This window comes from Robertmurraya sp. FSL W8-0741 (assembly GCF_038004005.1).
Taxonomy (GTDB): Bacteria; Bacillota; Bacilli; order Bacillales; family Cytobacillaceae; genus Robertmurraya; species Robertmurraya siralis.
Genome location: NZ_JBBOQG010000001.1, coordinates 4,749,498 through 4,775,787 on the forward strand (window position 1 = coordinate 4,749,498; position 26,290 = coordinate 4,775,787).

Consider the following 26,290-nt stretch of genomic DNA (forward strand, 5'->3'; position numbering starts at 1 on the left):
AATTAAAAGGTTTGAAGCTTTGAACCAATTACCAGAAGGTTTTATTCGTGCCGCATGATTCCCTAACGATGAGTTCAGAGTCAGTAAACACAGGCTTTAATTTTGATTGTCCTTCAATCAAATCATTCAACATATAAGCTGATAATTTACCGATTTTCTCCTTATCCTGTTTAACTGTAGTCAGTTTTGGGGCGCTGTATCGGCAAGCAGCAATATCATCACATCCAACAATTCGGATATCTCTTGGTGTTTGAAGATCAGCTTCTTCAATAGCCCTTAACGCACCCAATGCCATTAAGTCGGATGCAGCAAAAATAGCTTCTGGATAATTCTTTAACTTGAGCATGTTCTTCATGGAGACATAACCGCTCTCTTCTTGGAAATCCCCATATTGAATCCATTCCTCATGAACTTCCAGGCCAAACTGATTCATAGCATCGGTGAATCCTTTCAATCTAAGATTGGAAATAACGGATTCACGCATTCCACCAATATAGCCAATTTTTCTAATGGAATTCAAATAGAAATGCTCTACCACTTTTCTCGATAAATTGACATTATCTGTCATGACATAACTTGCTCTTGGTCCGGTTAATTCGATATCAATCCCAATACAAGGAAAACCGCTTTCTGCGAGCTCATATGTCGCACTCTCTACTTCTTCACCAGCAATGATTAAACAGCCGTCCAAATTAAAATGCTTACATCTTGCTAAATAGCTGCCTTGAAAATGTTCATTGGAAAACATTAACAAATCATAACCTAACAGACCAATATTTTTTTTAAAGGTCGAAATAACTTCATTGAAATACGGATGGGTCATATCTACATTGATCTTACCAGCGTAGATAAGACCAATGAGATTTGACTTCTTTGTTGCCAGTGAACGTGCAGAAAAATTTGGTGCATATCCCATTTCAGTAATAACGGTCATGACCTTTTTCTTTGTTTTTTCACTGATTCCGCCATAGTTATTTATCACTTTTGAAACCGTTGAACGTGATACTCCTGCCATTTTTGCAATATCATCTATCGTTAAACTCATTATGTTATCCCTTCTATTTCCATCTAAATTCTCTCTTAATGTTAGATTACAGGGAGTTTGAAAATGAAACAATAGCAGGGTAGGAAAAATTGGTTATTTTACAGACCCTTCCGTAATACTAGATATAAATAAGCGGTTAAACAGCAAGAAAATAACTAGTAATGGAACAGTTGCCCAGAAAACACCAGATAAAATCATGCCAAAATCAATATTATTGGTATTGCTCAACTGAGCCAACGCTACCTGAATCGTATACATTTCTGGATCCCTTAAAATGGTGAACTGCCATAAGAATTCTCCCCAAACAGCAGTGAAAACGATAATTCCTAAAGTAGCAAATGCCGGTAAGATAATCGGCAAGACAATGCGCCAGTAAATTTTAAAATTGGAGCACCCATCCAATTTCGCCGCTTCAATTAATTCATCTGGAACACCCTCAGCTATATATTGCCTCATGAGAAAAATTCCTAAAGGATTTAAAAAGAATAGAATCATTACTCCTGGTAATGTATCCAAAAGACCCGCATTAGAAATTAAGAAATATTGCGGAATGAGCCCTAGCTGCGGAGGGATAATCATCGTAACTAAAATTGCTACAAAAAGAGCATTTTTGCCTGGGAATTTAAACTTGGCAAACGCAAAACCAGCTAATGAACTAATGAATAGAACGACAATGGTCACCACAGCACAGAGAATAAAAGAATTCCACATTCCGCCAAAGAAGTCAATTTGATTCAGCACCTTTTTAAAGTTTTCAACCATCATATTTCCCGGTGTAAGAGTTGGTGGAATCGAGTTATAAGCGGCGCTCGGCCTTGTCGCCATCACAAACATCCAATAAAAAGGAAATAGCGAAACAAGGGAAGCGAGCGTTAAAAATAAATAGACGAATATTCGGCCGATGGAGAATTTTTTACGTCTTTGATTGTGTTGTTTACTCATCTGCCCCACCTCTCTTTTTCCTTCCAAATCCTTGTGTTAACTTAAGATTGAAAACAGCAAACACGGTGATGATGACCAATAAAATAATGGCGGTTGCTGACGCAGTACCAAAGGACTGCAATCGAAATGCATCTCGATATAAGTACATAACAATCGTCATTGCTTCGTCCCTTGTAAAGGCATCCCTACCTAAAAACACAGTTGGCTCAGAGAATAATTGCATTGCTCCGACCGTTGAAGTAAATACCGTTAAGATGATAAAAGGCTTTAGCATTGGGATCGTAATATAAAAAAGTTGCTGAAATTTATTGGCTCCATCAACTGTCGCTGCCTCGTATAAATCATTGGGAATGCTTTGAATTCCCGCCAGATAGATAATCGTGTTATACCCGACCCAGCGCCAGAAAACCATAATTGAAATGGCAATTTTTGTTCCCCATTCCGATGCTTTCCATGCGATTGGATCAAGTCCAAAGAAGTTGGTCAACACGAAATTGGCCAAGGAGGATTCATGATTACTGAACAGCACACTAAAAATGAGCGCGACCGCAACCATTGAAGTTAGATAAGGCATAAAAATGGTGACACGGAAAAAACTTTTAAACTTAAGAAAAGCCATATTCAATAAATAAGCGAGGACTAGACCAACCACTAATTGCGGAGCAGTGCCCAGTATCCCCATGATAATCGTATTGTAAACCGACTTCCAAAATAGGGGATCCGTTAATACGGTTTGAAAATTAGCCAACCCGTTAAATGTCATTGGACTTAAACCGTTCCATTTCTGGAAGGCCAAGAAAATGCTAAAAAGGGCCGGATATAGACCAATAAGTGTAAAAATAATGAAGAAAGGCGCTATATATAAATATCCAGAAATCATGTCCTTTTTCTCTTCTGACCTGTATTTCTTTCTTTTAAATATAGTTGCTTTCTTACTAATCGAGTTCATTTTCACGCCTCTTTTCTCTTCGCTGTTTTCGTAATGAATATCGTTTTTTGTAAACGTCCGACTTTTTTCTATGATAGAAAGCAAACATTTACACCTGCATATTATTTAGGTACGGCACTTTTCGCCGCCTCGATGCTAGAGCAACCATTACGAAAAAAGCCTTTCTATTTCAACATAGGACAGTCCTTCCAGTTGTGAAGTTGTCAATGTAAAGATGGTCGGCTTACGTCTCAAGCTTTTTTCAAAGGCTTGCATCTGTAAGCCGACCGCTATCATTCTAGTAAATTATCGATTTAATAAATCTTGAGCGCGCTTCACAGCAGCTTCCCATTCTTTTTCTGGATCTGCTCCTTCATTTTGAACGTTCTTAAGAGCATTCAAAATTTCGTTATGAATCGGGAAGTACTTTTCACCTTTATATGGAATGCCTGCAATGTCTTGTGCAGCTTCAGCAAATACAGGCGCTGTTGCTTGCCCGCCGAAAAATTCATCTGCATTTGACTTGAATTCGTCCATATCATATACCGATTGGGCCGATGGGAATAATCCATGGCTTTGGAATGACTTTAATTGATTTTCCGGTGAAACAAGCCATTCAATAAAGTCATAAGCTGCTTGTGCATGTTTCGTTTCCTTTGGAACAGCAATATAAGAGCCACCCCAGTTTGCAGCAAATTCAGTTGGCAATGTCGCAACATTCCACTTCCCAGCAGCATCAGGGGCATTTCCTTCCATCCAACCTTTTAACCAGCCTGCACCAAGCTCTGCCGCAAACTCACCATTATTAACCGCGTTAGCCCACTCCGGACTCCACATTTCAAATTTTCCTACAATTCCGAGATCATTTAAACGAACCGCATAGTCGTATGCTTTTTTAACCTCACTGTCAGCTCCTAAATTCAATTCATTATCAGGAGTTAAATACGCTGTTCCTGCAGCATCTAAGTACGCTCTGAACGCCATTTCGATACTATCAACAAAAGGCTTTCCAGTTTTTTCTTTCACCTGTAAACCGGCTTTCTCGAATTCTTCTGGAGAATTAATGAGAGTAGCTACCTCTTCTGGATCAGTTGGCAAACCGGCTTCTTCAAATAAATCGGTACGATAGTACAATGCTTTCGGTCCAATATCTGTTGGCAAACCAAATAAGAAGTCACCTTCCGTATTTTCTCCACTCTTCCATTTCCAATCCAAATACTGATCCTTCACATCGTTTGCGCCGAGATCATATAAATTCTCGAATCGATCTTGAGCAACCTTAAAACGGTCAAATTGATCAATCTCTAGCATCGCAATATCTGGTGCGCCACTTCCAGCCGATAATGCAGTAAACAATGCATCATGATGATCGGCTGTTTCAGATGATTTTACTTTAATTTTTATGTTCGTATTTTCCTTCTCATATTCCTTTGCCAATTCTTCATACCCAGTCGCACCAAAAGTCCAGAAATCCAACGTAATTTCTTCATCACTATCCTTAGGATCACTTGTTGCATCCTTATTGTTTCCGCTACAAGCTGCTAGAGACAGCGCCAGCAGTGACGAGATTCCAAATATGGCCATTTTCTTCATACTTTTCAAGTTTATGCCCCCTTAAACAATTTAATATTTTTATAGTTTTTATCCTGTAAAGATTTGTTAAAGAAATGAACACCTCCAATATAAAACCATCACATTTTAGGAAACCGGTTTCGTAAAAGACCAAAACTCAACAAGTAATCGCTTACATTTCCATAATAATGGCATATTATTTAAAAATCAACCCTTAAAATTAAATAAATTAACATAAATTATTTGAAAATAAACAATTCAACATCTTTAAATCTCTTAATTACCTTGATAACCATCATTTTTAAAAAGATTTTTTACATTTTTTTATTATTTTAGAAACCGGTTTCCTTGTTGTCCCAAAAGAAGCCTCTCACCTAATTAATTACCTGCGAGAAGCCCCTCGATTTACTTTATTGACTTACTCCCTAAGAGAAGTTTACTGACATTATTCTTTAACTCTAAAAGTGTCCTTGCTTCTAAACCAGTTTTTGAATCGTATGTAATTCTTCATCACTAATTTCGATTACTTCTTCAAACATCTCCACCGATACCCGTGATATCGATGCTATCTCAACGATTATTGAAGAAGAGGACTTGTCAAACTAATTTTTTAGACTTGAAAAGCCATTATTTTTTCTGCAAAGGTTCTACTACAATCTCCACTCTGCGGTTTTTCTCTCTTCCCTCTTCCGTCTCATTCGATGCAATCGGCATTGTCTGGCCCAACCCTTTTGTTTCAATGCTTATTGTTTCCAAATTTACTTTTTTCTCTAAATAGCTTTGCACTTCTCGTGCTCTCTCTTCCGACAACTTTTGATTATATATTTCGTCTCCTTGACTATCAGTATGACCATTTATCCAGACATTGGCACCTTCATACATATTAAGCTCCTCACTTAACTGATCAAGCGTTTCAATGACATCCGATTTTAATTCACTTTTGTCAAAATCAAATAATAGATTGCTCGGAACTTCAATTACGATTTCACTCTCTTCTACCGAAATCGTTACATTTTCATCAAAATTACCCGGAGAAAACGTTCCCGGTTTGAACGTTCCCGGCTCAAAATCGCCTGGTTCAAACGTGCCCGGTTCGAAGTTGCCTGGCTCAAAATTACCCGGCTCGAATGTGCCTGGCTTAAATTGTGAGTCCTCTTCATCCTCCGCAATTTCGTTCACATTATTAGAACCTTCATTATTTTTAGCTGTTTCTTGGTTTTTCTCACTGCAGCCTGTGATCAAGAAAACAGTAAAAACAAGCAAAAAAATAAAATTGAATAATTTCACGTTTATTATTCCTCCTTAATCATAAAAGCTTAGCTATTTTAATTTTACTTTATTTTCTAAAATAAAATTAAATATTCACCCAAAACAGGAAGGAAGTTATGGTAGTGAACAAATTAAATAGAAGAGAATGGGAGAAAAGTTTGATGAACGAAGACAGGAGGGACGATTGGGCAGTGGCTCCTTATATAACTTCTATCATGCCTTTTGCATTTGCTCCAGTTAACTTTGACTCAACCTTTCATTGACAAGCGAGCAGCATCCACTTAGCAAAAGCTGCTATAAAAATTAAAACTCTGCCATCAATTCTCCATAATGACCATTCTAAAAATCTTTGACACAAATTAATATTTCACCCGTCTAATAAGGTGAATTCAATTATAAGGGGACCCTCACTTTATGACAAATGTTAGAGAGACTATTTCAGAATGGTTTTACCTATACAGCAATGATGTCTACAACTTTTTGGTTTACTACACCTGTACAACAGATGTAGAGGATTTAGTGCAAGAGGTTTTTATAAAAGCTGGGCGCGGTCTTCACTCTTACAAGAATCAAGCCTCACCCAAAACTTGGCTCTTCACCATTGCCCGAAATACAGCGATAGACGAAGCCAGAAAAAAAGAGACAAAGATTAGCAAAAACAGTACAACATTCGATGAGCGCTTTTGGGAGCAGCAAACAAGCGCTAATCCGGAGCATATCCTTTTAAAAAATGAGGAACAGAAAGAGCTTTATCTCACCATCTCTAGATTGAAGAGGAAATTTCGAGAGGTGATGATCCTAAGGGGTATTCAAGGATTATCCGTACGGGAGACAGCGCAAATATTAAATTGTAAGGAAACAGAGGTACGCACAAATTATCACCGCGCCATAAAGGCATTGCGGCAGCAAATCAGTGAGGAGGACCTCAAATGAAAAATAACCAAAATAATTTAGAGGATAAGCTTAGTAAATTACCCACTCATAGCATGAGTAAATCAAAACAAGACCGTATGCATCAGCATATCATGAATGCCCTAAACGATGTAGAGGTCCAACAACCGGAAGGGAGACATCCGCTCATGAAAAGGTTACAAATAGGAGTTGCATCAGCAGCGGCAATTGTTTTAATTAGTATATTAGGTTTAAGCTTTGTGATGAATCATGGAGAGCAAATAGGAGAACAAACTCAAACACCTAACTTGAATGAACGGGAAAATCTGCAGGATCAGGACAAAAAAAATTTGGAGATTACCGAAGAAAAGCAGGTATCCGTTGAAGAAAAAGCAACAGAAATATACGATGCCCTTCGCAACCGAGATATGGATTTATTATCAAGTTTCGTCCATTCAGAAAAAGGGCTGTTCTTATCCCTCTATGACTACATCGAACAGTTTTCCGCTGTTTTTGAAAAGGATGAAGTTCCTGCACTTTTAGAAGATAACACGGAGTATTTTTGGGGCTATGGTGACGCCAATATGGAGCTTAAATATACGCCGACAGGTTACATGGATAGGTACTTAAAACCAGATACTTTCCTTAACTCTGATAATAAAATGTTTGACTCGCAAACACAGCGCAGCGACTTGAACGAACGCATTCAGGCAAAATTCCCTAAAGCAAAAATCGTCGAGTTTTATAAAGAACCCGTGTATGAAGATTGGAAAAGTGTATTTCTAGTATTTGAACCTAATAATGCTTCAAATTGGGAACTCGTCGCGATTATTAGTGCAGAATGGACACCTTAACTAAAGAGAATTTTGTAAAAATAGAGAACACTGTTTGTTAAAAGGGTTCAATGTCAAATGTTAACCGTGAATACCGAGAATCATTCCTCTCGGTATTCACGGTTATTTGTTACATCCTTAACCCTATTTATTATTATTTCTCAACCTTTTTAAAGCTGTTAACTTGATTGTCTAAATCCATTACGATTTCACGATTTTTCGCAACCTCATCGGAAATAACGGAAATAGAGCTTAATAAATTCGCTGTATTCTCATTAGATAGAATCATTGCTTCTGTACTTTCCTCAACAGCAGCTGTAATTCCTTGGATGCCATAAGCCATATCTGTAGATATCTTTCTTAAATCTCCTGAGGCTTTTGTTAAACGAACGAGCATTTCGTTGATCGTATCCACATCCACCTTATATGTTTTTGCCTGCTCCACAAAAACGTCATAATCGTCCAACACTTTCTTCGTTATGTAAGACATGATTTTATTAGCATTTTGAACAAGATCAGCTACTGAGGTTGTAACCAATGCACTCGTATTTTGGATGTCTGTTGCAGATTTCTTTGTACTCTCTGATAATTTCCGCACCTCTTCTGCCACTACTGCAAAGCCTTTTCCGGCCTCTCCTGCTTTTGATGCTTCAATAGATGCATTAAGCGCTAATAAATCGGTTTGTGATGAAATCGTTAAGATATCTGCAGTAAGCTGCTTAATTCTCTCTACAGACTGGCTATTCTTGATCGCCGTATCCATTGCCTGCTTAATCTCCTCTACCACCGATGCCATCTCTAATTTACTCTGATTGGACTGGGCGAGAATCTCATCAGCACGCTCGACGATCTCAACAACCTGATTGGAGTTTGACTCTGCATGATCGGCTAGAACATTTGCTTCTGACAGAACTTCTTGTGCTCCAGCATCTATGTTCTGTATCATACTACTCACTTCTTCCATCCCTGCCGACAGCTCATTTAAGCTGGCAGAAATATTAGAGGTGGCGTCCTGACTTTGCCCTATTTGCACACTAATATTTTTCGTGGACTTATTAATTTCGTTGGAACTCGTTTTGATTGCAATGATTACATTTTGTAAAGTCTCTAAGAAACGATTAATGCCAGTTATAATTTGACCCACTTCATCTTCCGATCTGCTTTCTAATCGAACCGTCAGATCCCCTTCATTGTTCTCCAGTTTTGCGATGATATTCCTCAGATTTGTGTGAGCATTTTTCAGAGGAGTAATGATCGTTTTCAAAGACAACCAAAAAGTAACAGCAACTGTGATAATAAAGATTGCCGCCATTGACCACACAATAACAGTCGATCGACTTATTCTTGAATGAATCAAAGAGTTTTCATGGTCGATACGTTCATTTAGAACTGTCTGAAAATGATCTCCCGACTCTCCCATAGCAGCAGACAATGTTTCTAAAGCATTATAGCTTCCATTAGCTGCTGCCACATCATCCTTTTGAATATGTTCAGCCATCGTCCCAGCCTGTTGGAGGAAACCTTCCATGTCCTCCATGTATGGTTTATAGGCATCATGAAGTATACTGTTCATTGCTTTTTCCGAGAGTTCATTCGTTATGCTTTCAATCTCATTTAGGCTGATATTTGCCTGTTCCGTATGAGTTAAAATCGCTTCTGATATTTCTCCTTTGTCTTTTTCATTCCCTAAAATATAGGTTTGTACAGACAAATCAATCTGACCCATTTCTTTTGCCAATTTAACCTGCTCTTTTTCCAGTTTGAGAAAAGACTCTACCATGATATCCGCAGATAGTTTTACTTGTGTGTTTGTTACTCCACTTAATATCGTATTTAATGCAATAAGAACTGTTAAAAATATTAGGATAAACAATATACGATATGCAATCGATTTTCTCACAATCTCCAACCTCTTTCTACGATAGTTGATTAAATCAAAATCCATATATATTATAAAGACAGTACGCTCGCTGCGTCCCGTTAATTACATCATCCTGTTTTCAGTGATATTCCCCAACAACAGCAACCGCTTACATCAGACGACAAATTTTTTAGCCTTTTCTTTCCAGTTGCTATATTTAAATTGTAGTCTAGCATAATTTCCCTTTCATTTTGGAATTTGTTCATGAACGGTCGTTATTTTTTCATGAACGGTAAATTACACGGTGACATAAGAGCATTTTTAAGTTAGCTGGGCTTAAACTTCCTACTTTTTTTTCAAATTTTACTTATAAAAAATCCCCTCTAATTTCAGAGGGGATATTATCCTTGGCACCATTTTATTTAATTAACGTCAACTTTTTCTATATTTTTAAAAGACATATAAGCGACCATGAATCCAATCGCTGCGAGAGTGACAGGAATTATGATCACATTAAATAATGAGAATCCATTAATGTCAGATCCAACTACACCAACTAATAGAACCGCAGTTACAATGGTTGTCGATACAGACTTTTTTATCATTCCGAAATAAAGGGGGATTAATCCTAGCCCTGCAGAAAATAATGCAGTAAACAATACTTTTACCGCCTGCTCCGCAATAATCCTCATCGTGATTGTATCTGTGATAAAATGAGCGAATGAATTTATTCCGTAAAAGGCAGCAGTAACAATAAAATTAGATATCACAATCGCTATAAATGTGAAGCTTGAAATTAAGATAAGCTTTGCCAACATAATCGTATGTCTCTTTATAGGGTACATAAACAAGAGGTGCATCGTTTTATTTTTATATTCGTCAATGATCAACCTTGCAATGAGAACCCCGGAAAACACAATAAACGTTCCCCTTACCATCGTGTCGATCGCTATCAACATCATTTTATAATCTATAAAGTAAGAATCTCCTTCGATACTATCTATAATAGGTAATATACAGGCCAATACGATCATCATGATGTTTGCAATAAACGCAGCTTTGACATATCCAAACATTTTATGTTTTTTTATTTCCAAACGAATTAATTTAAGCAATTTTTCCGCCCCCATTTATTAAAGTTAAAAAGTAATCTTCTAAAGAATGATTTTTAACATTGATCGAATGAATGGAAACGTCCTGCAAAATCAATGATTTTGCAACTTCATGTTGCGATATATCTGTTTCATATATTCTAATCATCGATGGATCGACAATTTTGTAGTTTGAAATATTCAAGGAATTCTCAAGAACGAGAGCAGCCTTTTTACTATCATTTGTACGAATTTCAATATAATTCGTATTTTTGTTTCTAATGCTTTCCATCGATACTTCTTCAACTAAACGCCCTTCACTAATAACCCCAACCGTATCTGCCATCAATTCTATTTCTCCAAGAATATGACTTGATATCAGCAGCGTGATCCCGTACTCCTTTGAAAGCAATTGGAATAAATTCCTCAACTCCTTGATTCCCACTGGATCAAGCCCGTTTATAGGCTCATCCAGTATAAGCAATTCAGGCTTAGTAATAATGGCTCTAGCAATCCCCAACCTTTGTTTCATTCCGAGAGAAAAATCTTTTACTGCCTTATCGTCAACATTATGCAAATTTACTAAATCTAACGCCTCATCAATGGCTTTTTTATCATAATAGCCCATATACTCGCAGTGTAAATCTAGATTTTCTTTTGCGGTAAGTTTATCGTAAAAGACAGGATACTCAATAATACAACCAATTCGTTTCAACAACTCATAGGACTGATTTGTTACTCGCTGACCAAACATATTAATTTCGCCACTCGTGGGTTTTATTAAATTCATCAACATTCTCATAACTGTCGTTTTTCCTGCTCCATTTGGGCCAAGAAACCCATAAATTTCGCCTTTTTTCACCCTCATATTGACATTTGAGATGACTTCCTTCCCTTGAAATGTTTTGGTTAAGTGATGGGTCTGTAAAATGTATGTCATCAAAAAAACTCCTCTCTATTTCTTCTCTTCATCATACCGAGGAGAACTTTCATTTTTATTAATCAATTCTTACGCATTTCTTAAGAATTTAAACTTTTTGATCAAACAGCTTCATCTCTTGTAAAACGAATAAGCAAAAATCAATACAAAAATTGAAGTTAGTATTTAGCCCGTCTAAGTTTAATCGTGAATATGGTTTTTTCAAATGGAATACTGGAGAGCGTTATTTCGCCTCCCATTTCTTCTACTAATCTTTTGGTAATAGTCAGCCCTAATCCGCTTCCTTGATACTGTTTATTTCGAGAGTCTTCAAGTGTATACAATCTTTCAAATACTTGGTCTTTATGACTTGCTTGAATGCCTTTTCCTTGATCCCAGACGTCAATAAAAATAGACTCCTCATCATCTCGAACTTCAATGCCAATGATGTTTCCATCACTTCCATATCGAATGGCATTTGAAATTAGATTTTGTAGGATTCTGTTCATGGCTACTTCATTAGCAAAAATGTATAGAGGTTGTTCAGGTATAGAAACATCTACTTGAAACCCTTTTGCTGTTAAAATATTATAAAATGATAATATATTATTTCTGCAAAGTTCATTTATATCAAGACGGCTAATAGACAGGTTCCGATCACCAGACTCTAATTTTGCTAACTCAAAAAACTTATTCATTACATCTAACACTTCCTGCGATTTACGATAAACTTTTTCAAGCTGAGCATTTCTTTCAGCTTCGGATAGCTTTGCATCTTCCAGTACCATCTCAATACTGCCTAACACAACAGTCAAAGGCGTCTTTAAATCGTGCGAAATATTTGACAGCATTTTGCGCATCGCTATCTCTGTTTTATTATATTGGGCCACAGTCTTTTGAATATGTTCCAATAGATGATTGATTTCAATTAGCAAAAGCTTCAAATTGGCATCATCCGTTTGTAAAATCAACTTCTCATTCGTTTTTTCTGTAAGGATCTGCTTTAGTTTCTTGTGGATATATTGAAGATCTGCCTGTTTTTTTCGAGCAATTCTCACCTGTAGGAAAACGATTGTAAGTAATATAAAAATAATGGTACCTAATAAAATATTCATATTAAATTTCTCCAAGCTTATATCCAATGCCCCAAACCGTTTTAATGTACTTCGGATTTGAAGGGTCATCTTCAATCTTTTCCCGCAGCCGCCTCATATGTACATTAATGACATTCTCATCCTTATAATAGTCATCATTCCAGACAGATTGATAGATTTGCTCTTTAGTAAAGACGCGATTTGGTGAACTGATAAACATTTTTAATATCAGAAATTCCTTCGCTGTCAACTTAATTTCCTGATTTTCTTTTTTTACTGAAAAATTTTCTAAGTCTACCGTTAGCCCACCGATGCTAGCTGTCACATCTTTCTCAACAGCTTTGGAGTAGTTATTGGCACGGCGTATAGCAGCCTTTACTCTTGCTGTCAATTCAATCATCGAAAAAGGCTTTGCAATATAGTCATCAGCGCCTAACCCAAGACCTATTGCTTTATCCACCTCACTATCTTTTGCCGACATAATTAAAACAGGAATCACACTTTGCTCCCTTACGAACTGTAAATAATCCATTCCATTCATTTTGGGCAACATGAGATCTAGCAAAATTAAATCAAAGCCTTCAGCAGAAAAGTATTGAAGAGCAGACTCACCATCAAACGCTTGAACGACCTTGAATCCTTCCTTCCCCAATTGCGTCTTTACCATCTCACTAATTTCTAAATCATCTTCCACCAGCAATATTGAATGTGGCATCATCGATCTCCCCTATCAAAAACCTTAATAAGATTATCATTTCATACTTTTTACTATTTTTGCAATTTTATTTGATGTTGGGTTACTGCCTGTTTACCAATTTATACACTATAGGCACCTTTTCATGTCGCACAATCAAGCGCTAAATCTTCCCAACTCTATGCAAACCTCCCGCAATCCAATCTGATTGCAGCTTGTTAACCGCTTCTTTTTTTCACACAGTGATGAGCCATCCCGTTTAATGCTGCACCCACCCATTGCAAATTCACGGACACTGAACCAAATATTGCGTGCTGCATATCGCTATGGCGCAAAATTCCTTTCCGATGAAAATCAATGTTTTTTATTAGCCCCTGCAATGTTAGCAGAACCGCCGAACTTATGGATCACTTAAATCATCTAAACAGCTTCACAAGTTTTCCTGCACATCAAAAAGAGAAGCTTTCCACAATTTTTCTCAACTCATGAAAAGCTTCCTTTTAAATCCTTAATATTAATGTTTTAGACAAAACCCTTATATATTTGAATTGTAATGCTTTTAGAAGGACTCGATAAATAAGACACTATCAAATGCTGTAAAAATATCTCTTCCACCAAAAACATTAGTGCTCTTGATGAAAGAAATTAAGTTCTTTTATTTTATCGATTTATCCACCGTAGTAATCTCTCAACATTCCTTTTACTTACTTTCCCACCTGTAAAGCGGTCAATTTGCCTAAATGGCATGTTAATAACAATTCAATAAATTTAGCAAATGTTGTTGTGAAAATCTGGATATTATAATATAATGGTACCAATAAAACCTAATTGGTTTCTTTGGTTTCAACAGGAGGGATTTTCATTGCGTAATAGGATTATTAATGAAACGATTAGTTTAATTCAAGAAAAAGGGTTCAGTTTTACTGTGAGTGAGTTGGCAGCAAATTTAGGAACAAGTAAACGAACAATTTATCAACATTTCTCTTCAAAGGATCAAATTGTTGAGGAGGTTATTGAAACATTTATTCATCGCATAAAGCAAAATGAACAAGAGATTGCATTGAATGAGAATTTAAATGTGTTAGCTAAACTAAAACTTATCCTTTGTAGTACCCCTGAAGAGTTCGAGTTTATGAACATTCGCTTATTGTCTGATTTAAAAAAGAACCATTTTCAACAATGGGAAAAATTAGACCATTTCTTAAGAGAGGAATGGTCAACTGTTCTTACTTTAATGAAACAAGGTATTGAACAAGGATTCATCCGAAATATAAATCTAAATATCTTTATTGAGTTATATTTAGGTGCAATTAATCAAATTTATAAATCTCCGATGGCTTTGCAAGACACATTAACTATTAAAGAAAAATTAGAAGCGGTTATGGATATATTGTTGCATGGCATTTCAAAATCAGAGGATGACAACTAACATGCTAAAGGCATACCGACGATGAAAATTATTCAAGCACTGTCTGTCGCCTTGCCATTACATCTCTTACCTGTAGAATAAACATTTGTTTTCAATAAGTGCTTTTTATTCATATTTCAAAAATAAGGGAGAATTTTTATTCATGAAATTTTTAAAACCATTTTTCCTCGTTACAGATATCGGCTTTATCATTTATTGGATTGTTACATATTTCAGTCTTATTCCTAAAGATTGGGCATTTAAGGATTATGATAATCCTATTATTATCGCTTGGAACTGGTCGTTTTTTCCATTAGATATTTTCATTTCAGCAACAGGACTTTATAGCTTGTACTTATATAAGAAAAGCAGCACAAAATGGAGAGCGTATGCCTTAATTTCATTAGTGTTAACCTTTTGCTCAGGTTTACAGGCTATTGCTTTTTGGGGATTCAGTTTAGATTTCGATATAAGTTGGTGGGCAATGAATTTGTATTTAATGATCTATCCATTGTTTTTTATTCCATTTTTTATTAATCATGACACATCAGGCTTTGAAGAGTTGCCTCGTAAAGTAAATACAGTGTGATGGTTGATGAAATTGTAACATCAATTAACTGAAAGAGTTCTAGGGGGACAATAATACTCAATGGTTAAAGTAACTAAGTCATAGTCAATACACCCCAACATGCTTCAAAAGTTTGGTGAATCAACGTTTTGGACGTTGTTGATTGTAATAACTTTAACGATGATTTACCGTTTTTACAGGATTGAACTAGTCAGTTCTTTTAAAGTCCTTCAATTAATCCCATAATGGCTAATCCGGTTAAGGATTTACTTATCGATCCAATCGTAAAGGGAGTTTCAGTTGTTACTATTTCTTTTTATTCCCCTGTTAACTCTAAGACTATTTTTCGAACAATCCCTCTGTTTTTATATTAGCAACTTACTCTTCCTAACAACAGCTTAAAAACACCTTGATAAATCATAATTCGATTAATTAAGGTGTTTTTAGTAACTTTAAGTATTAATAATGTACGAAATAATAATACCCATCTGCTTCACCCGAGGCTGTTTTTTTAACTGAGTATCCAATACCAGTTTTAGAGATTCCAAGATATCCATCCCAATTAGAATATTTCTTTAGAGTTCCTCTTACTCTCTTATAATAAGGTTTAAAACCGATATATCCTCTATCACCTTTTACAAGGGAAAAAGAATAAACACTAGAATCAGAAGCACTATTAGTCCAAGTAAATCCTGCGTTTGCTTTAATTGCACTAATTTCTAATGGTGCAGAAACGTTATAGGATGCGCTAACTGTTACAGAAACATTCTTATCAATTCTACAAGTAGGTGTCGTACATCCTATGTCTGCTGTTACCTTTATGGTTGATCCAACATATGTGGGCATTGTTTCAAATCGTTCAAAAATCCAATATTCTCTGTAGTCAGCCATAATCCTGATATCTGAGTCAGTATTAAATTCGTTATAAAGCTTTTCAGTCTCATCAATAGCTTTCACATCTTTAGTTTCAACTTCATATTCCTCGATTGACACGGGAACTAGTTTCCCATCAACCTTTTTAAGTGGAGTTACATATTTACCTAACTCCGAATCATAAATTGCATTGTCTTTGCTGATAACTTGAGTATTATCTTTTATTTTTTCGATTTCATTTGCAGATGCTGAACTAACAAAAAGAGAAAATAGAAGACAAGCACTCAAAAAAACTACCACAAATTTAGACTTCTTTACCAAATTTCTTCCTCCTTCACTATAATATATCCAAATTTTACAACAATTAACAAAAATAGTAAAGCAAATTATCTAATTTTGTCAAAAATTAGATAATTATGTCATGGGATTAATCTCTTTATTTATTCTTTTTAGAATAATCAGAAATAAAAAATGATACTTTAGTCACTGTAGAGATTCAACATGATAATATATTCCAGTTTTTTGGTCTATTATTGGAGAAATACCTTCAGGTATATCTTTCGAATCCGCCATGCCTACATAAATTTTGTATTGATTTCCAGTTTTCGTATTTAAGATCCAATTTACATCAAAATTATGATTATTACCTTGAATTACTACATCTTGCTCTGAGTCGTACCAAGAGTATTTATCGTTCTTTTTATAAATGCTTGAAACTCCAACACCTAATCCATCCTCTAAATTTTTTTTATAAAACACAAAGATTTCACCATTCTCTAAAATTTCCCCCAATATATCTTCTTTTTTTAGTCCCTCTGCCTTTATACCTTGCCTTATCGCCTCTTCTTTATCGGTAAAAAATTCAAGGGTGCTACTACCAAATGCAGAACAACTTACCAGAAACATGACGGTAATAATTACAAACATTTTTTTCATCCATTCTTCCCCCAATAAATAAAAGATATAAATATATTACATCAGTTTACAATTTCTAACAATCGTAATTAATGCTTAATAATTTAAAGTTGGACACAGATACTAGCATATACTTCCATCCTCTTAATTGAGGGGTTATTTTTTTTACAAAAAGTCACTAGTGTTGCATTAATTTAATTTCTCTATTAAAAATACTTAAAATGTTCAATAATTTCATTTTGTGCAAAGAAAAAATCCTTTATATATAGATAGGTCAGGTGGTAATCCCGTCTAAATCCAATAATAAAGGAGCATACAGATGGATAATATTACACGAAAAACTTCATTTGGATAATGGTTTTCACCAATAAATATGAAATTATTTGATGAACAGGTGAAAACAAAGAAATTAAATTACTATAAGAAAAAGTTAGCGACAGAATCATTTCTAAATAGACCGATGAAGAAAATATTGTGGTGACAATTTATGAGCAATATAACTTTTAATGCTGGGAGCCAAGATAGGTTATGATTAATGTAAAGAATCCGATAACAAATAGTATTCCTTTCCTATCTTTTATTTTTCGGAGCTGTTTATTTTCAGAATAGCAAATCACTAAAATATGCACTTCCAAATAGTCCTAGACATAAAAAAAGCGGAAGGTCCACTAGAAATGAATGATCGCACTTCTAAACCGTCTGCTGTTTATGTTTCAACAAGTATTAAGTTAACTATTCCAAAGACACACCCTAAAAAAGCATAAAACACGTTTAAATTATAGTCAGCAAGTTCAAATCACGCACTGCCTTCACAGTGTCCAAAATGCATGCCGCAAAACATCGTTTTTCATTCTTCCTTTCGGATAACCCCATCCTTTTGTACCCACCAGAACGACACCGCTATCCCTGTTCCAATCACTAAAAACGGTGCGACAAAGATTAAAAATGCATCCATCCTATAACCCCCTCAATGCTTATGTTCTGAGTTTCCTCTAACATAATCTTTATTAAATAAGAATAGTTTCAATAATAAAAACAGGGAAGGGATGAGTAAGGCTAAGCCTGCAATAAATGCAATAATAAGAGACAAAGCCATTGCCTCATTCGTAAAGCTATCATATATCGTTAGATGTGGGTAGAGTAAATATGGGTAATGAGATATCCCATAACCATAAAACGCAAATGCAAATTGACCAATCAGCAAGCTAAAGGCAATACCATAATTTTTCCGTCTCCAGAGCAGCCATACTGTGCCTATGAATAATAAAGCTGAAATTAAAAACATCCACCAAACTGATAAAATCTTCTCATAATGATCCGCATTATGAAATCTTAACTCGTAAATAATTCCTCCTGCTGTAATGATTGTAGGCAATGCCCAAATTAATGCATAACGGCGGAGCAATTCAGTCGCAGGTGTATCATTTGCTTTATCTGCATACCAGGTTAAAAACACAGCAGAAATATACAATACAGCTGATAGGCTCAACACGACAATACTCCATGTAAGCGGACTCATAAATAAGGCCATATAATCAAGAACCGGGTTCCCATTTTCAATAAAAATGAAGCCGCCCTCTGAAATCGTTAAGACAATCGAAAGTGCTGCTGGTAATAATAAACCTGACAAACCATACATGAAAGCATATCCCTTATGTGAACGTGCTCCATATGTTTCAAACGCATAATACGAACCGCGTATCCCCAATAAGATAACAGCAATACTAACAGGTACCAATAAAGTCGTTCCATAATAGTAGGCGGTCTTTGGAAAAAAACCGACAATTCCAACAAAGAAAAAAACTAAAAATACGTTGGTTACCTCCCAAACAGGGGATAAATATCGCTGAATAATTTTCGTAAGAATATGTTGCTTATTGGTAAAGATTCCATATGCATTAAAGAAACCAGCGCCAAAATCAATGGAGGCTACAATAATATAGCCGAATAGAAATGTCCAGAGAACAATAATCCCAATAATTTCTAGGTTCAGATTCATCTATGCACTTCCCCTTTTCTATCCATCAATTCTCTTTCCACTGGATTCATCCGAAACATTCTAACCAAAACAACTACTGATCCCACACCTAGAATTAAGTAGAGACCACAGAATAAAAACAACATAAGATCTACATGATTACTCGTAGTAGCTCCTTCTGCTGTACGCATGATTCCGCGGAGAATCCACGGTTGTCTTCCTACTTCTGCTAACCACCAACCCGCTTCAATAGCTATAATTGCTAATGGTCCGCCCAAAACGATTAACCATCGGTACGGCTTTGACTCAACAATAGACCACCCTTTAGCTTTGCCAATAAGAAATAACAAGGATACCCCAATCATCATCATCCCTATTACAACCATAATATTGAAAAGATAATGGATATACAATGGAGGTATATCTTCCTCAGCAAACTGATCCAAACCTATCACTTCTGCTGTCGGTGATCCATGAGCTAGAATACTCAATGCATACGGAATTTTTATTGCATACTTAATTTCTTCGTCTTCATTCATAAATCCGAGAAGAATCAGTTCAGCACTTTCACTCGTTTCAAAATGCCATTCTGCCGCTGCAAGCTTTTCAGGTTGATATTCCGCCAAGTATTTTCCAGACAAATCCCCAACAATTAAAGAAGTCAGAGAAAAGATTAATCCAATCTTCATAGTTAAAAGGAGTGCCTTTTTGTGATAGATATGGTTCGAGCCTCTTAGCAAACGAAACGCTGCAATAGAAGCAAGAACAAATGCAGATGTCATATAAGCTGTACCCACGACATGGGATACTTTAGTAGGCATCGCTGGATTAAACATCGCCATGATTGGATTGACATTTGCCAGCTCTCCATTTATTAAATCAAATCCTTGCGGGGCATTCATAAATGCATTTACAATGGTAATAAATACGGCAGAAAATGATGCTCCGATTGCAACAGGAATTAATAGTAATAAATGCTTTCGTTGATTTTCAAACCGATCCCAAGTATACAAGTATATGCCCAGAAAAATAGCTTCAAAAAAGAACGCAAACGTCTCCATAAATAACGGTAGAGCGATTACATTTCCCGCCAACTCCATGAAATTCGGCCATAATAAAGAAAGCTGTAGTCCAATTGCTGTACCTGTAACCACCCCCACAGCAACCGTTATAATAAACCCTCTTGTCCACCTTCGAGCAAGCAATATATAATGTTCGTCATTTTTCTTTATACCTACCCAGTGGGCAATCATGATCATAAGAGGTACGCCTACCCCTAAGGTTGCATATATAATATGAAATGATAATGTAGTTTCTGTCAGGATCCTACTGTAGTAAACTGCCTCCTCATTAATCAATCCATTCCCTCCTTTATCCGCCTACAACTCTGCCAATAATAGATAAAAGCATAATTGCCGCCACAATAAAGGTGAGCCATACTAGTTTCCTTTCATGTCTTTGATACATGGCATTGCTTTTTCTAGGTTGTGTGTGTTTTTTCATTTGTTTCATCGTCGTTCATCCTAACCTTCTATTGTTATAACGATATTATTATGTGCAAGTTTCCATATTTTACCCTTCCAAATAATAAAAAAACACGGATTACTCCTGTTTAAGAGCAATCCGTGTTTTTTCTAGAGGAATGAAATTTTCTATTACTAGTAGATTTGTCGATCATTAGATTAGAAAGCGAGATACAGCAAAGTAATGTAAGTTTCTTATGATATTTAATTAAGTGTACAGCAATCCGTCAATAGAAAACGGCCATATTCTCGTATTCTTACCTTAACCCTCCATTCCATTAAAATGATAAAAACTCTGCCAATTGTTGCTCATGCTTATCGAGTATAATCTGTCCCGCCTTGATCCCCTTCTCACGCAGAACATCAAGATTCTGTACGATAAATTCATTACTGCCAACAACATAGTAAAGTCCATCATTGTCTGCAGCAAGATTCTTCACTTCTTCATAGTAGTCGTGACGATTATCGACAAACTGTGATGTAAACTTCTTATCAGGTGCTGATACAAAAACATCTGTAAATAAGAACTCTTTTGCTGAACGGATGTTTAAAGAATGAACACGACTCACGTTGTCTGCTCGTCTAAAATATTCAAGTACAATTGATCTGAAAGTGGCCAGACCTACACCAGATGACAATAAGTAAACATTTTTCCCTTCTCTTTTCAGTGGTACATTTGAATGCGTTTTAAATATGGCAACTTCATCTCCGACTTTAAGATTCTTTAATATCGTTTTAAACTCAGAGCATTGCTCTCTAATACGAGTTGTGATGCCAATCGCTTCTTCATAGGGTAAAGTGGAGATTGACATATGGCGAATCAAACTGCGGTTTGGTTTATCTCCAGCATTAAACCCCTCCAGTGCAAAGTGGGTGTGAGAACCTTCTTCCCATGTAAAGTCTTGCGGACAGGCGAGCAGGTACGTTCGAACTTCCGGCGTTTCTTCAATAATCTTATTTATTTTTGTCCAATATACTTTCATTATATATCCTCCCTCCATGATAAATTGCCTTACCATCTAATATAGATATAAAAAATAAATGGATTGAAACTATAGCTCTTAAGAAAATGCACCTAATAGGAAATTGAATATTCCTTCTTCTAAACACCGCAAATAGAATGGCGGTTATAATTTGGGCTAATGATCTATTAGATTTCTTGACTATATGAAATTTTTAAAACTTAGTGACTAATATACAGCTATCGGTCCATACGGACCCTCAATAATTTCTATTTTCGTTTCAAAAATGTCTGTCAAAAGTTTGGGATCCATAATCTCTTCTACTGTTCCAAATGCCGCAATTTGCCCATCTTTCATAGCACAAATTCGATCAGAATATTTAGCTGCAAAATTTATATCATGCATAACAGTCAGAATAGTTCTTCCAAAATCATTCGCAACATGTCTTAAATACTCCATCATTTGAACAGAACGAGCAACATCGAGATTGTTCAGAGGCTCATCCAATAGTATATATTCCGTCTCTTGGCACAAAACCATTGCAACATATGCTCTTTGTCTTTGACCGCCTGATAGCTCATCTAAATATCGATCTTCCAAATCTGTTAAATCTAAAAAATCGATATATTTAGAAATAATTTCTTCGTCTTCTCTCGTCAATCTCCCCTTTGAATATGGAAATCGTCCAAATCCAGCTAGTTGTCTAACCGTAAGCCTCGTTACAAAATGATTTTCTTGTCGCAAAATAGTGACGATTTTCGCTAAGTCATTTGATTTTGAAGAAGATACATCCATACTAGAAATCATAATTTGACCTTCATCCATGTTTAAAAGTCTTCCAATCATCAAAAGAGTCGTAGACTTTCCAGCACCATTGGGTCCAATTAAAGAAGTAAACCCAGCCTTTGGTATTTCAATATTTAATGGTCCAATCTTTACTTCATCCGTATACATCTTTCTAGCATTATCAATTTTTATCATAGAGACCTCTTCCTTAAAATTACAATTAGAAATAGGATTCCGCCAAACAGTTCAATAAATACGGAAACAGCTTGAAGATTGATTACATGGTACATGAAAAAGTAGGCAGCTGTTAAGACAAAGAACCCTATAGCAAGAGCCATTGGAAAAATATATCGATGGTCATAAGTTGGCGCCGCTTGATAACTCAAAATGGCAACTAAAAATCCAAAGAAAGTAAGAGGGCCCACTACAGCCGTTGAAATGGACATCAAAACAGCAACTAATACAAGTGCATAAATAATATTAGATTGGTATTTAACGCCAAAAGTAGTAGAGACATCTTTACCAAGTGACAATATATTTAATTTCTTAGAAAAAACAAAAAGCAATAAGGCAACAGCGGTGACCATCGGAATAACAATTGGAAAATATTCAGCATCCGCATTATTGATAGAACCAATCAATCTTGTCTGCAATAGGTCAAACTCAGATGGCGCAAGAAGTTTTCTCATAAAAGCCGACACCGTATTCAACCCAGTTCCGATAATAATTCCAACTAAGAGCACAAGCTGTAAATTCCCATATTTCCCCGAGAGCAGCCATCCATATAGGAGCAAACTCATTAAAACCATAAGACTAACTTGAAGAAAAAATGGCCCAATCCCACTGAAGCTCACCATTGCACTAGCTCCAAATAAAAACATTGTACTCGTATGAATAGCTGAGTAAAGTGATTCGAAGCCTAAAAGTGAAGGAGTGATAATTCGATTATTCGTAATCGATTGAAACGCAACAGTCGATAAGCTGTGGCAAACTGCTGCAATAAGCATGGCAACCACAGCTCCGATTCTTCTTTCAACAACGGGAATAAAAGAAGGTGAATCGATCGGAACCGGATTGTTATACACTAAAAGTCCGTAGGAAAAAAGAAGACCAAGAGCAATTAATGAAATGAGCAGAAACCAATATCGTTTTTCATCTTTCTTCGTACGAAAAGCTCTAGCAGTTCTACTTTCATTATGAAGGCTAATATCGAGCTTAACATTCTCTTTCTTTCTATACTTCAATGCGTTCATCTTAGCCTCCTTGATTTCCTTTGTCTCATTAAAATCGTAATAAATACGACTGAGCCTACTGTGCCAAGGATTAAAGAGACCGGCACTTCAAAAGGCATAATAATGGTTCGAGAAATGATGTCACAAAGAGTAATCGTCCCCATTCCGCTCACACATACCCAAGGCAGATTACTTTTAAGATCGTCTCCCCTAATCATGGAAATAATATTGGGAACAATTAAACCTAGAAATGGCAAGTTCCCAATTACTGCTGCAACAATACCAACTGCAACTGCAATAAGGCCATTAGCCAAAAGAAGGAGCGTATTATAATTGACTCCAAGACTTGTGGCAACATCTTCCCCCAGACCAGCTAAAGTTAACCTATTCGCATAAATAAAAATAAGAATTGTAACGATGACAATAATCCATAAATACTCATATCTTCCGGCTTGAACAGAGGCAAAAGAACCAACAAACCATCCTTCAATTACTTGTGTCATTTGGAAAAAGAGTCCTAAAAAGGTGGAAACAGCAGAAATAACTGCCCCTAGCATCAGACCAATAATCGGAACAATTAAAGAGGAACGTAGTCTAACCCTTCTTAAGAATAAAAAGAAAATCATCGTTCCAACAAAAGAAAAAATGATTGCACCAGTCATTCTAAGTACTAAAGAGGGGCCTGGAACAAATAAATAAATAACAAGGAGTCCCAAACCTGCCCACTCCATCGTACCCGTTGTGGTAGGTTCAACTAAACGGTTCTGTGTAATTAGCTGCATAACGAGTCCTGCCATTGCCATGGCGGCTCCAGTAAGCATAAGTGCAACTGTTCTTGGGACACGAGTGATGAAAAACATTTCCATTCCATCTTCTTGCCCAGCTATATGATAAACTCCAGTAAACAGCGAAATAACACCTAAACCAATGACAATGATAATGGCTAATATAAAGGGTTTTGTCCAAATCTTATTGTGGTTATAAAACCGGGATTGAGAATATCTCTCAATCCCGGTGATGATATTTTTAGGCACTGCGTTAAACTCCTTCACACTACTTAGCTAAAGTATTAGCCATGTTTTCAAATAACTCTATAAAAGTTTGCACTGATTCATTTAAATAAGTATCCATTGGTGCATAAATAATTTGTCCTTCAGTAACAGCCGTTGTGTTTTGAAGAGCAGGTGAATTGTCGATTACATCCTGAGCAGGGACTTTATCTGTTTCACCGGATATTGGAGCATCACGGTCTAATACGAAGATCCAATCAGGATTACTTTGTGCAATCGCCTCAACTGAAATCTCATCACCCTGGTGATCTGTAGTCGTATTCTCAACTTCTAAAGCTGGAATCCATCCAAAAATTTCAAATAACGGACCCCAAACACGTCCAGTGTGCGGAGCTGAAAAGTTTATATTTCCACCTGAAACGATAACACTCATCACTCTATCGCTGCCATTATACGCAGACTTAGCTTTTTCAATCGCCTGCTCAAAACTAGCTATCAATTGTTCAGCCTCTTCATTTTTATCAAAAATTTTCCCCAAATTAAGGGTAGTTTCTTTAAATCCATTTACTAAATTTTCTCCAGGCGCACTGGCTTCCTCAGAAACGTCAACATTTAGATCAATAACAGCAGCATTTGGCACTAATTTTTTTATATCTTCATAATATCCGGAAAACCTTTGACCTACGATAACAAGCTCAGGGTCTACAGCCGCTATTATTTCAAGGTTTGGCTCACGGTGATTCCCAATATCTTGAACGTTTTCATCTATTACATACGGTGAATCCGAGGTCATTACCGCTTTTGGTACAGCAGCTAACTCAATATTCCAATCTGCCAACGTTTCAAACGTTCTATTATCCAAAGCTACTACATTCTTGGGATTTACAGGAACCGTAACCGTTCCGTGTGCATCAGTGATTTCAACTGTTGCAGGTTCGGTTGCCTCCTCTTCTTGCTCACTTGCTTCAGGTTCATTATCCTCAGTTTCACTATTTGCATTATCCGCACTTGAACATGCCGCCAACATCAAAATAAAAATGGCCATAATGACAGTTAATTTAAACTTCCCCATCTCTCTTACCTCTTTCCTTATGTATTATAAATTTTTAAAATTCAGAGCCTATTGAACTGATAAATTGACTATCTATGTTCTTTTTTATGCCCTCATAAAATACTCTTTATCTCTATAAAACACAGGCATATCTACAACATAAAACAAGATAATAATTATCGCTTTCAAGCCAGCTCCAACTTTTTCAAATAATCATTTCAATTATTCCTTTTTGATTGATAATGATTATCATTACTATCACACAACTATTATCTTACTTCTAATTGATAATGATTGTCAATATCATTTATGGGAATATTTATAATAAAGGATATTTTATCTGAAAGCGCCTCCATCTATTTTGCTTATGGTCAATCGTACCTAATCGAAAAGGAGGAATACAAGCGTCTATTTATTTTATTTTCATAGACATTAACTTCCTCGTTAATACAATAAGACAGTTAAGACAATCATACGAATCAACAATGTCCACATCTTGGTTATAGCCATACGGTTCACTACCAGAGGGTAATTTTCCACAAGCTCCACCCGGACATAAAAAAAAGGATCGAAAATATCCCCAAAATAAAAAAGAAGCCTCTCAAAAGTTCAATGAACTAATGAGAAGCCTCCGTTAAAAACCTCAATGTTAGCAAAATGTTAACTTTTCACTCTTATCTTACATAAAGTCCTTATATATCAAGGGTTTGGTGACATAATGTCTAGCTGCAACGGCTTGCCCCTCGAGGTCATAAGCCACTCTAGGAATGAAGGAAAAGAGCGCCTTCTTTCCTAGATCGTCATATGCTTGTCGGGGCTGAACAAGCCGTTTCCGCTTTTCGTTA

Annotated in this window: 26 protein-coding genes and 1 pseudogene; 6 read left to right on the plus strand and 21 right to left on the minus strand. The window is 36.2% G+C overall.

What is annotated here, in order from left to right:
• Positions 1–28 precede the first annotated feature (28 nt).
• From NST02_RS23135 to NST02_RS23155, 5 genes are all read right to left on the minus strand, one after another.
• Positions 29–1,045: a LacI family DNA-binding transcriptional regulator gene (locus NST02_RS23135; RefSeq protein WP_095312924.1), complete on the minus strand. Its 1,017-nt coding sequence runs from the start codon at positions 1,043–1,045 to the stop codon at positions 29–31.
• Positions 1,046–1,138: 93 nt separating this feature from the next.
• Positions 1,139–1,987: a carbohydrate ABC transporter permease gene (locus NST02_RS23140; protein ID WP_095312926.1), complete on the minus strand. Its 849-nt coding sequence runs from the start codon at positions 1,985–1,987 to the stop codon at positions 1,139–1,141.
• Positions 1,980–2,936 carry a carbohydrate ABC transporter permease gene (locus tag NST02_RS23145; protein WP_095312991.1) on the minus strand — a complete coding sequence of 319 codons (957 nt, stop codon included), beginning with the start codon at positions 2,934–2,936 and terminating at the stop codon, positions 1,980–1,982. The genes NST02_RS23140 and NST02_RS23145 overlap by 8 nt, the downstream gene beginning before the upstream one ends.
• A 285-nt stretch (positions 2,937–3,221) precedes the next feature.
• Positions 3,222–4,508, minus strand: a complete 1,287-nt coding sequence (locus NST02_RS23150; protein ID WP_095312993.1) for an ABC transporter substrate-binding protein — start codon at positions 4,506–4,508, stop codon at positions 3,222–3,224.
• 606 nt (positions 4,509–5,114) lie between these two features.
• On the minus strand, positions 5,115–5,774 hold the full coding sequence (locus tag NST02_RS23155) for an OmpA family protein (RefSeq protein ID WP_095312928.1): 660 nt from the start codon (positions 5,772–5,774) through the stop codon (positions 5,115–5,117).
• Between the two features lie 98 nt (positions 5,775–5,872).
• Here NST02_RS23155 and NST02_RS23160 point away from each other — a divergent pair, with 98 nt between their 5' ends.
• The 3 genes from NST02_RS23160 (at position 5,873) to NST02_RS23170 (ending at position 7,501) form a co-directional block, all read left to right on the plus strand.
• Complete coding sequence (locus NST02_RS23160) at positions 5,873–6,019, plus strand: hypothetical protein (protein WP_340949888.1); 147 nt, start codon at positions 5,873–5,875, stop codon at positions 6,017–6,019.
• Between the two features lie 151 nt (positions 6,020–6,170).
• Positions 6,171–6,689, plus strand: coding sequence for an RNA polymerase sigma factor (locus tag NST02_RS23165; protein WP_212934322.1), 519 nt, complete (start codon positions 6,171–6,173; stop codon positions 6,687–6,689).
• A complete protein-coding gene (locus NST02_RS23170) occupies positions 6,686–7,501 on the plus strand; it encodes a hypothetical protein (RefSeq protein ID WP_340949889.1) in 816 nt (271 codons plus the stop codon). Before NST02_RS23165 ends, NST02_RS23170 begins: the two co-directional genes overlap by 4 nt.
• 133 nt (positions 7,502–7,634) lie before the next feature.
• Here the strand turns inward: NST02_RS23170 and NST02_RS23175 are convergent, their stop codons facing one another.
• The 5 genes from NST02_RS23175 to NST02_RS23195 form a co-directional block, all read right to left on the minus strand.
• Entirely contained in the window at positions 7,635–9,380 is a 1,746-nt protein-coding gene (locus NST02_RS23175) for a methyl-accepting chemotaxis protein (protein WP_340949890.1), read from the minus strand.
• Positions 9,381–9,763: 383 nt separating this feature from the next.
• Complete coding sequence (locus tag NST02_RS23180) at positions 9,764–10,456, minus strand: ABC transporter permease (RefSeq protein WP_212934325.1); 693 nt, start codon at positions 10,454–10,456, stop codon at positions 9,764–9,766.
• Positions 10,449–11,372: an ABC transporter ATP-binding protein gene (locus tag NST02_RS23185; RefSeq protein WP_095312938.1), complete on the minus strand. Its 924-nt coding sequence runs from the start codon at positions 11,370–11,372 to the stop codon at positions 10,449–10,451. The genes NST02_RS23180 and NST02_RS23185 overlap by 8 nt, the downstream gene beginning before the upstream one ends.
• A 158-nt stretch (positions 11,373–11,530) precedes the next feature.
• Positions 11,531–12,466 (minus strand): sensor histidine kinase, encoded by a 936-nt coding sequence (locus tag NST02_RS23190; protein ID WP_340949893.1) that lies wholly within the window; start codon positions 12,464–12,466, stop codon positions 11,531–11,533.
• 1 nt (position 12,467) lies between these two features.
• Entirely contained in the window at positions 12,468–13,160 is a 693-nt protein-coding gene (locus NST02_RS23195) for a response regulator transcription factor (RefSeq protein WP_212934352.1), read from the minus strand.
• Positions 13,161–14,001: 841 nt separating this feature from the next.
• Between NST02_RS23195 and NST02_RS23200 the strand changes: the two genes are divergently transcribed.
• Together NST02_RS23200 and NST02_RS23205 are read left to right on the plus strand one after the other, a co-directional pair.
• Entirely contained in the window at positions 14,002–14,568 is a 567-nt protein-coding gene (locus NST02_RS23200; protein ID WP_137744714.1) for a TetR/AcrR family transcriptional regulator, read from the plus strand.
• Positions 14,569–14,710: 142 nt separating this feature from the next.
• Positions 14,711–15,136 (plus strand): YvaD family protein, encoded by a 426-nt coding sequence (locus tag NST02_RS23205; protein ID WP_137744715.1) that lies wholly within the window; start codon positions 14,711–14,713, stop codon positions 15,134–15,136.
• A gap of 438 nt (positions 15,137–15,574) precedes the next feature.
• Here NST02_RS23205 and NST02_RS23210 read toward each other — a convergent pair whose 3' ends face one another.
• Entirely contained in the window at positions 15,575–16,309 is a 735-nt protein-coding gene (locus tag NST02_RS23210) for a DUF6060 domain-containing protein (protein ID WP_137744716.1), read from the minus strand.
• A gap of 162 nt (positions 16,310–16,471) precedes the next feature.
• A complete protein-coding gene (locus NST02_RS23215; RefSeq protein ID WP_137744717.1) occupies positions 16,472–16,924 on the minus strand; it encodes a hypothetical protein in 453 nt (150 codons plus the stop codon).
• 298 nt (positions 16,925–17,222) lie between these two features.
• Between NST02_RS23215 and NST02_RS23220 the strand changes: the two are divergent.
• Positions 17,223–17,354, plus strand: a pseudogene (locus NST02_RS23220) (DUF4372 domain-containing protein); the annotation flags it as partial.
• A gap of 396 nt (positions 17,355–17,750) precedes the next feature.
• Here the strand turns inward: NST02_RS23220 and cydS are convergent.
• The 9 genes from cydS to NST02_RS23260 form a co-directional block, all read right to left on the minus strand.
• Complete coding sequence (gene cydS / locus NST02_RS23850; RefSeq protein WP_373315148.1) at positions 17,751–17,858, minus strand: cytochrome bd oxidase small subunit CydS; 108 nt, start codon at positions 17,856–17,858, stop codon at positions 17,751–17,753.
• Positions 17,859–17,870: 12 nt separating this feature from the next.
• Positions 17,871–18,896 (minus strand): cytochrome d ubiquinol oxidase subunit II, encoded by a 1,026-nt coding sequence (locus tag NST02_RS23225; protein WP_212934354.1) that lies wholly within the window; start codon positions 18,894–18,896, stop codon positions 17,871–17,873.
• A gap of 2 nt (positions 18,897–18,898) precedes the next feature.
• Complete coding sequence (locus NST02_RS23230) at positions 18,899–20,239, minus strand: cytochrome ubiquinol oxidase subunit I (RefSeq protein ID WP_340949894.1); 1,341 nt, start codon at positions 20,237–20,239, stop codon at positions 18,899–18,901.
• 13 nt (positions 20,240–20,252) lie between these two features.
• Entirely contained in the window at positions 20,253–20,393 is a 141-nt protein-coding gene (locus NST02_RS23235) for a hypothetical protein (RefSeq protein ID WP_170943635.1), read from the minus strand.
• Positions 20,394–20,682: 289 nt separating this feature from the next.
• Positions 20,683–21,387 (minus strand): ferredoxin--NADP reductase, encoded by a 705-nt coding sequence (locus NST02_RS23240; RefSeq protein ID WP_340949895.1) that lies wholly within the window; start codon positions 21,385–21,387, stop codon positions 20,683–20,685.
• A 207-nt stretch (positions 21,388–21,594) separates the two neighbouring features.
• A complete protein-coding gene (locus tag NST02_RS23245) occupies positions 21,595–22,347 on the minus strand; it encodes an iron ABC transporter ATP-binding protein (protein WP_212934332.1) in 753 nt (250 codons plus the stop codon).
• Complete coding sequence (locus NST02_RS23250; protein ID WP_340949897.1) at positions 22,344–23,405, minus strand: iron chelate uptake ABC transporter family permease subunit; 1,062 nt, start codon at positions 23,403–23,405, stop codon at positions 22,344–22,346. The genes NST02_RS23245 and NST02_RS23250 overlap by 4 nt, the downstream gene beginning before the upstream one ends.
• Positions 23,402–24,418 carry an ABC transporter permease gene (locus NST02_RS23255; protein WP_340949899.1) on the minus strand — a complete coding sequence of 339 codons (1,017 nt, stop codon included), beginning with the start codon at positions 24,416–24,418 and terminating at the stop codon, positions 23,402–23,404. The genes NST02_RS23250 and NST02_RS23255 overlap by 4 nt, the downstream gene beginning before the upstream one ends.
• Positions 24,419–24,437: 19 nt before the next feature.
• Positions 24,438–25,466, minus strand: a complete 1,029-nt coding sequence (locus NST02_RS23260; protein WP_212934335.1) for a siderophore ABC transporter substrate-binding protein — start codon at positions 25,464–25,466, stop codon at positions 24,438–24,440.
• Between the last annotated feature and the right edge of the window lie 824 nt (positions 25,467–26,290).

Excerpts from the sequence above, each read along its gene's own strand:
- NST02_RS23245 (WP_212934332.1), bottom strand. The coding sequence starts at position 22,347 with ATGATAAAAATTGATAATGCTAGAAAGATGTATACGGATGAAGTAAAG.
- NST02_RS23170 (WP_340949889.1), top strand. The coding sequence starts at position 6,686 with ATGAAAAATAACCAAAATAATTTAGAGGATAAGCTTAGTAAATTACCC.
- NST02_RS23165 (WP_212934322.1), top strand. The coding sequence starts at position 6,171 with ATGACAAATGTTAGAGAGACTATTTCAGAATGGTTTTACCTATACAGC.
- NST02_RS23135 (WP_095312924.1), bottom strand. The coding sequence starts at position 1,045 with ATGAGTTTAACGATAGATGATATTGCAAAAATGGCAGGAGTATCACGT.
- NST02_RS23250 (WP_340949897.1), bottom strand. The coding sequence starts at position 23,405 with ATGAACGCATTGAAGTATAGAAAGAAAGAGAATGTTAAGCTCGATATT.
- NST02_RS23190 (WP_340949893.1), bottom strand. The coding sequence starts at position 12,466 with ATGAATATTTTATTAGGTACCATTATTTTTATATTACTTACAATCGTT.
- NST02_RS23150 (WP_095312993.1), bottom strand. The coding sequence starts at position 4,508 with ATGAAGAAAATGGCCATATTTGGAATCTCGTCACTGCTGGCGCTGTCT.
- NST02_RS23260 (WP_212934335.1), bottom strand. The coding sequence starts at position 25,466 with ATGGGGAAGTTTAAATTAACTGTCATTATGGCCATTTTTATTTTGATG.
- NST02_RS23140 (WP_095312926.1), bottom strand. The coding sequence starts at position 1,987 with ATGAGTAAACAACACAATCAAAGACGTAAAAAATTCTCCATCGGCCGA.
- NST02_RS23215 (WP_137744717.1), bottom strand. The coding sequence starts at position 16,924 with ATGAAAAAAATGTTTGTAATTATTACCGTCATGTTTCTGGTAAGTTGT.
- NST02_RS23145 (WP_095312991.1), bottom strand. The coding sequence starts at position 2,936 with ATGAACTCGATTAGTAAGAAAGCAACTATATTTAAAAGAAAGAAATAC.
- NST02_RS23160 (WP_340949888.1), top strand. The coding sequence starts at position 5,873 with ATGGTAGTGAACAAATTAAATAGAAGAGAATGGGAGAAAAGTTTGATG.
- cydS (WP_373315148.1), bottom strand. The coding sequence starts at position 17,858 with ATGGATGCATTTTTAATCTTTGTCGCACCGTTTTTAGTGATTGGAACA.
- NST02_RS23195 (WP_212934352.1), bottom strand. The coding sequence starts at position 13,160 with ATGCCACATTCAATATTGCTGGTGGAAGATGATTTAGAAATTAGTGAG.
- NST02_RS23205 (WP_137744715.1), top strand. The coding sequence starts at position 14,711 with ATGAAATTTTTAAAACCATTTTTCCTCGTTACAGATATCGGCTTTATC.
- NST02_RS23185 (WP_095312938.1), bottom strand. The coding sequence starts at position 11,372 with ATGACATACATTTTACAGACCCATCACTTAACCAAAACATTTCAAGGG.
- NST02_RS23240 (WP_340949895.1), bottom strand. The coding sequence starts at position 21,387 with ATGAAAGTATATTGGACAAAAATAAATAAGATTATTGAAGAAACGCCG.
- NST02_RS23235 (WP_170943635.1), bottom strand. The coding sequence starts at position 20,393 with ATGAAACAAATGAAAAAACACACACAACCTAGAAAAAGCAATGCCATG.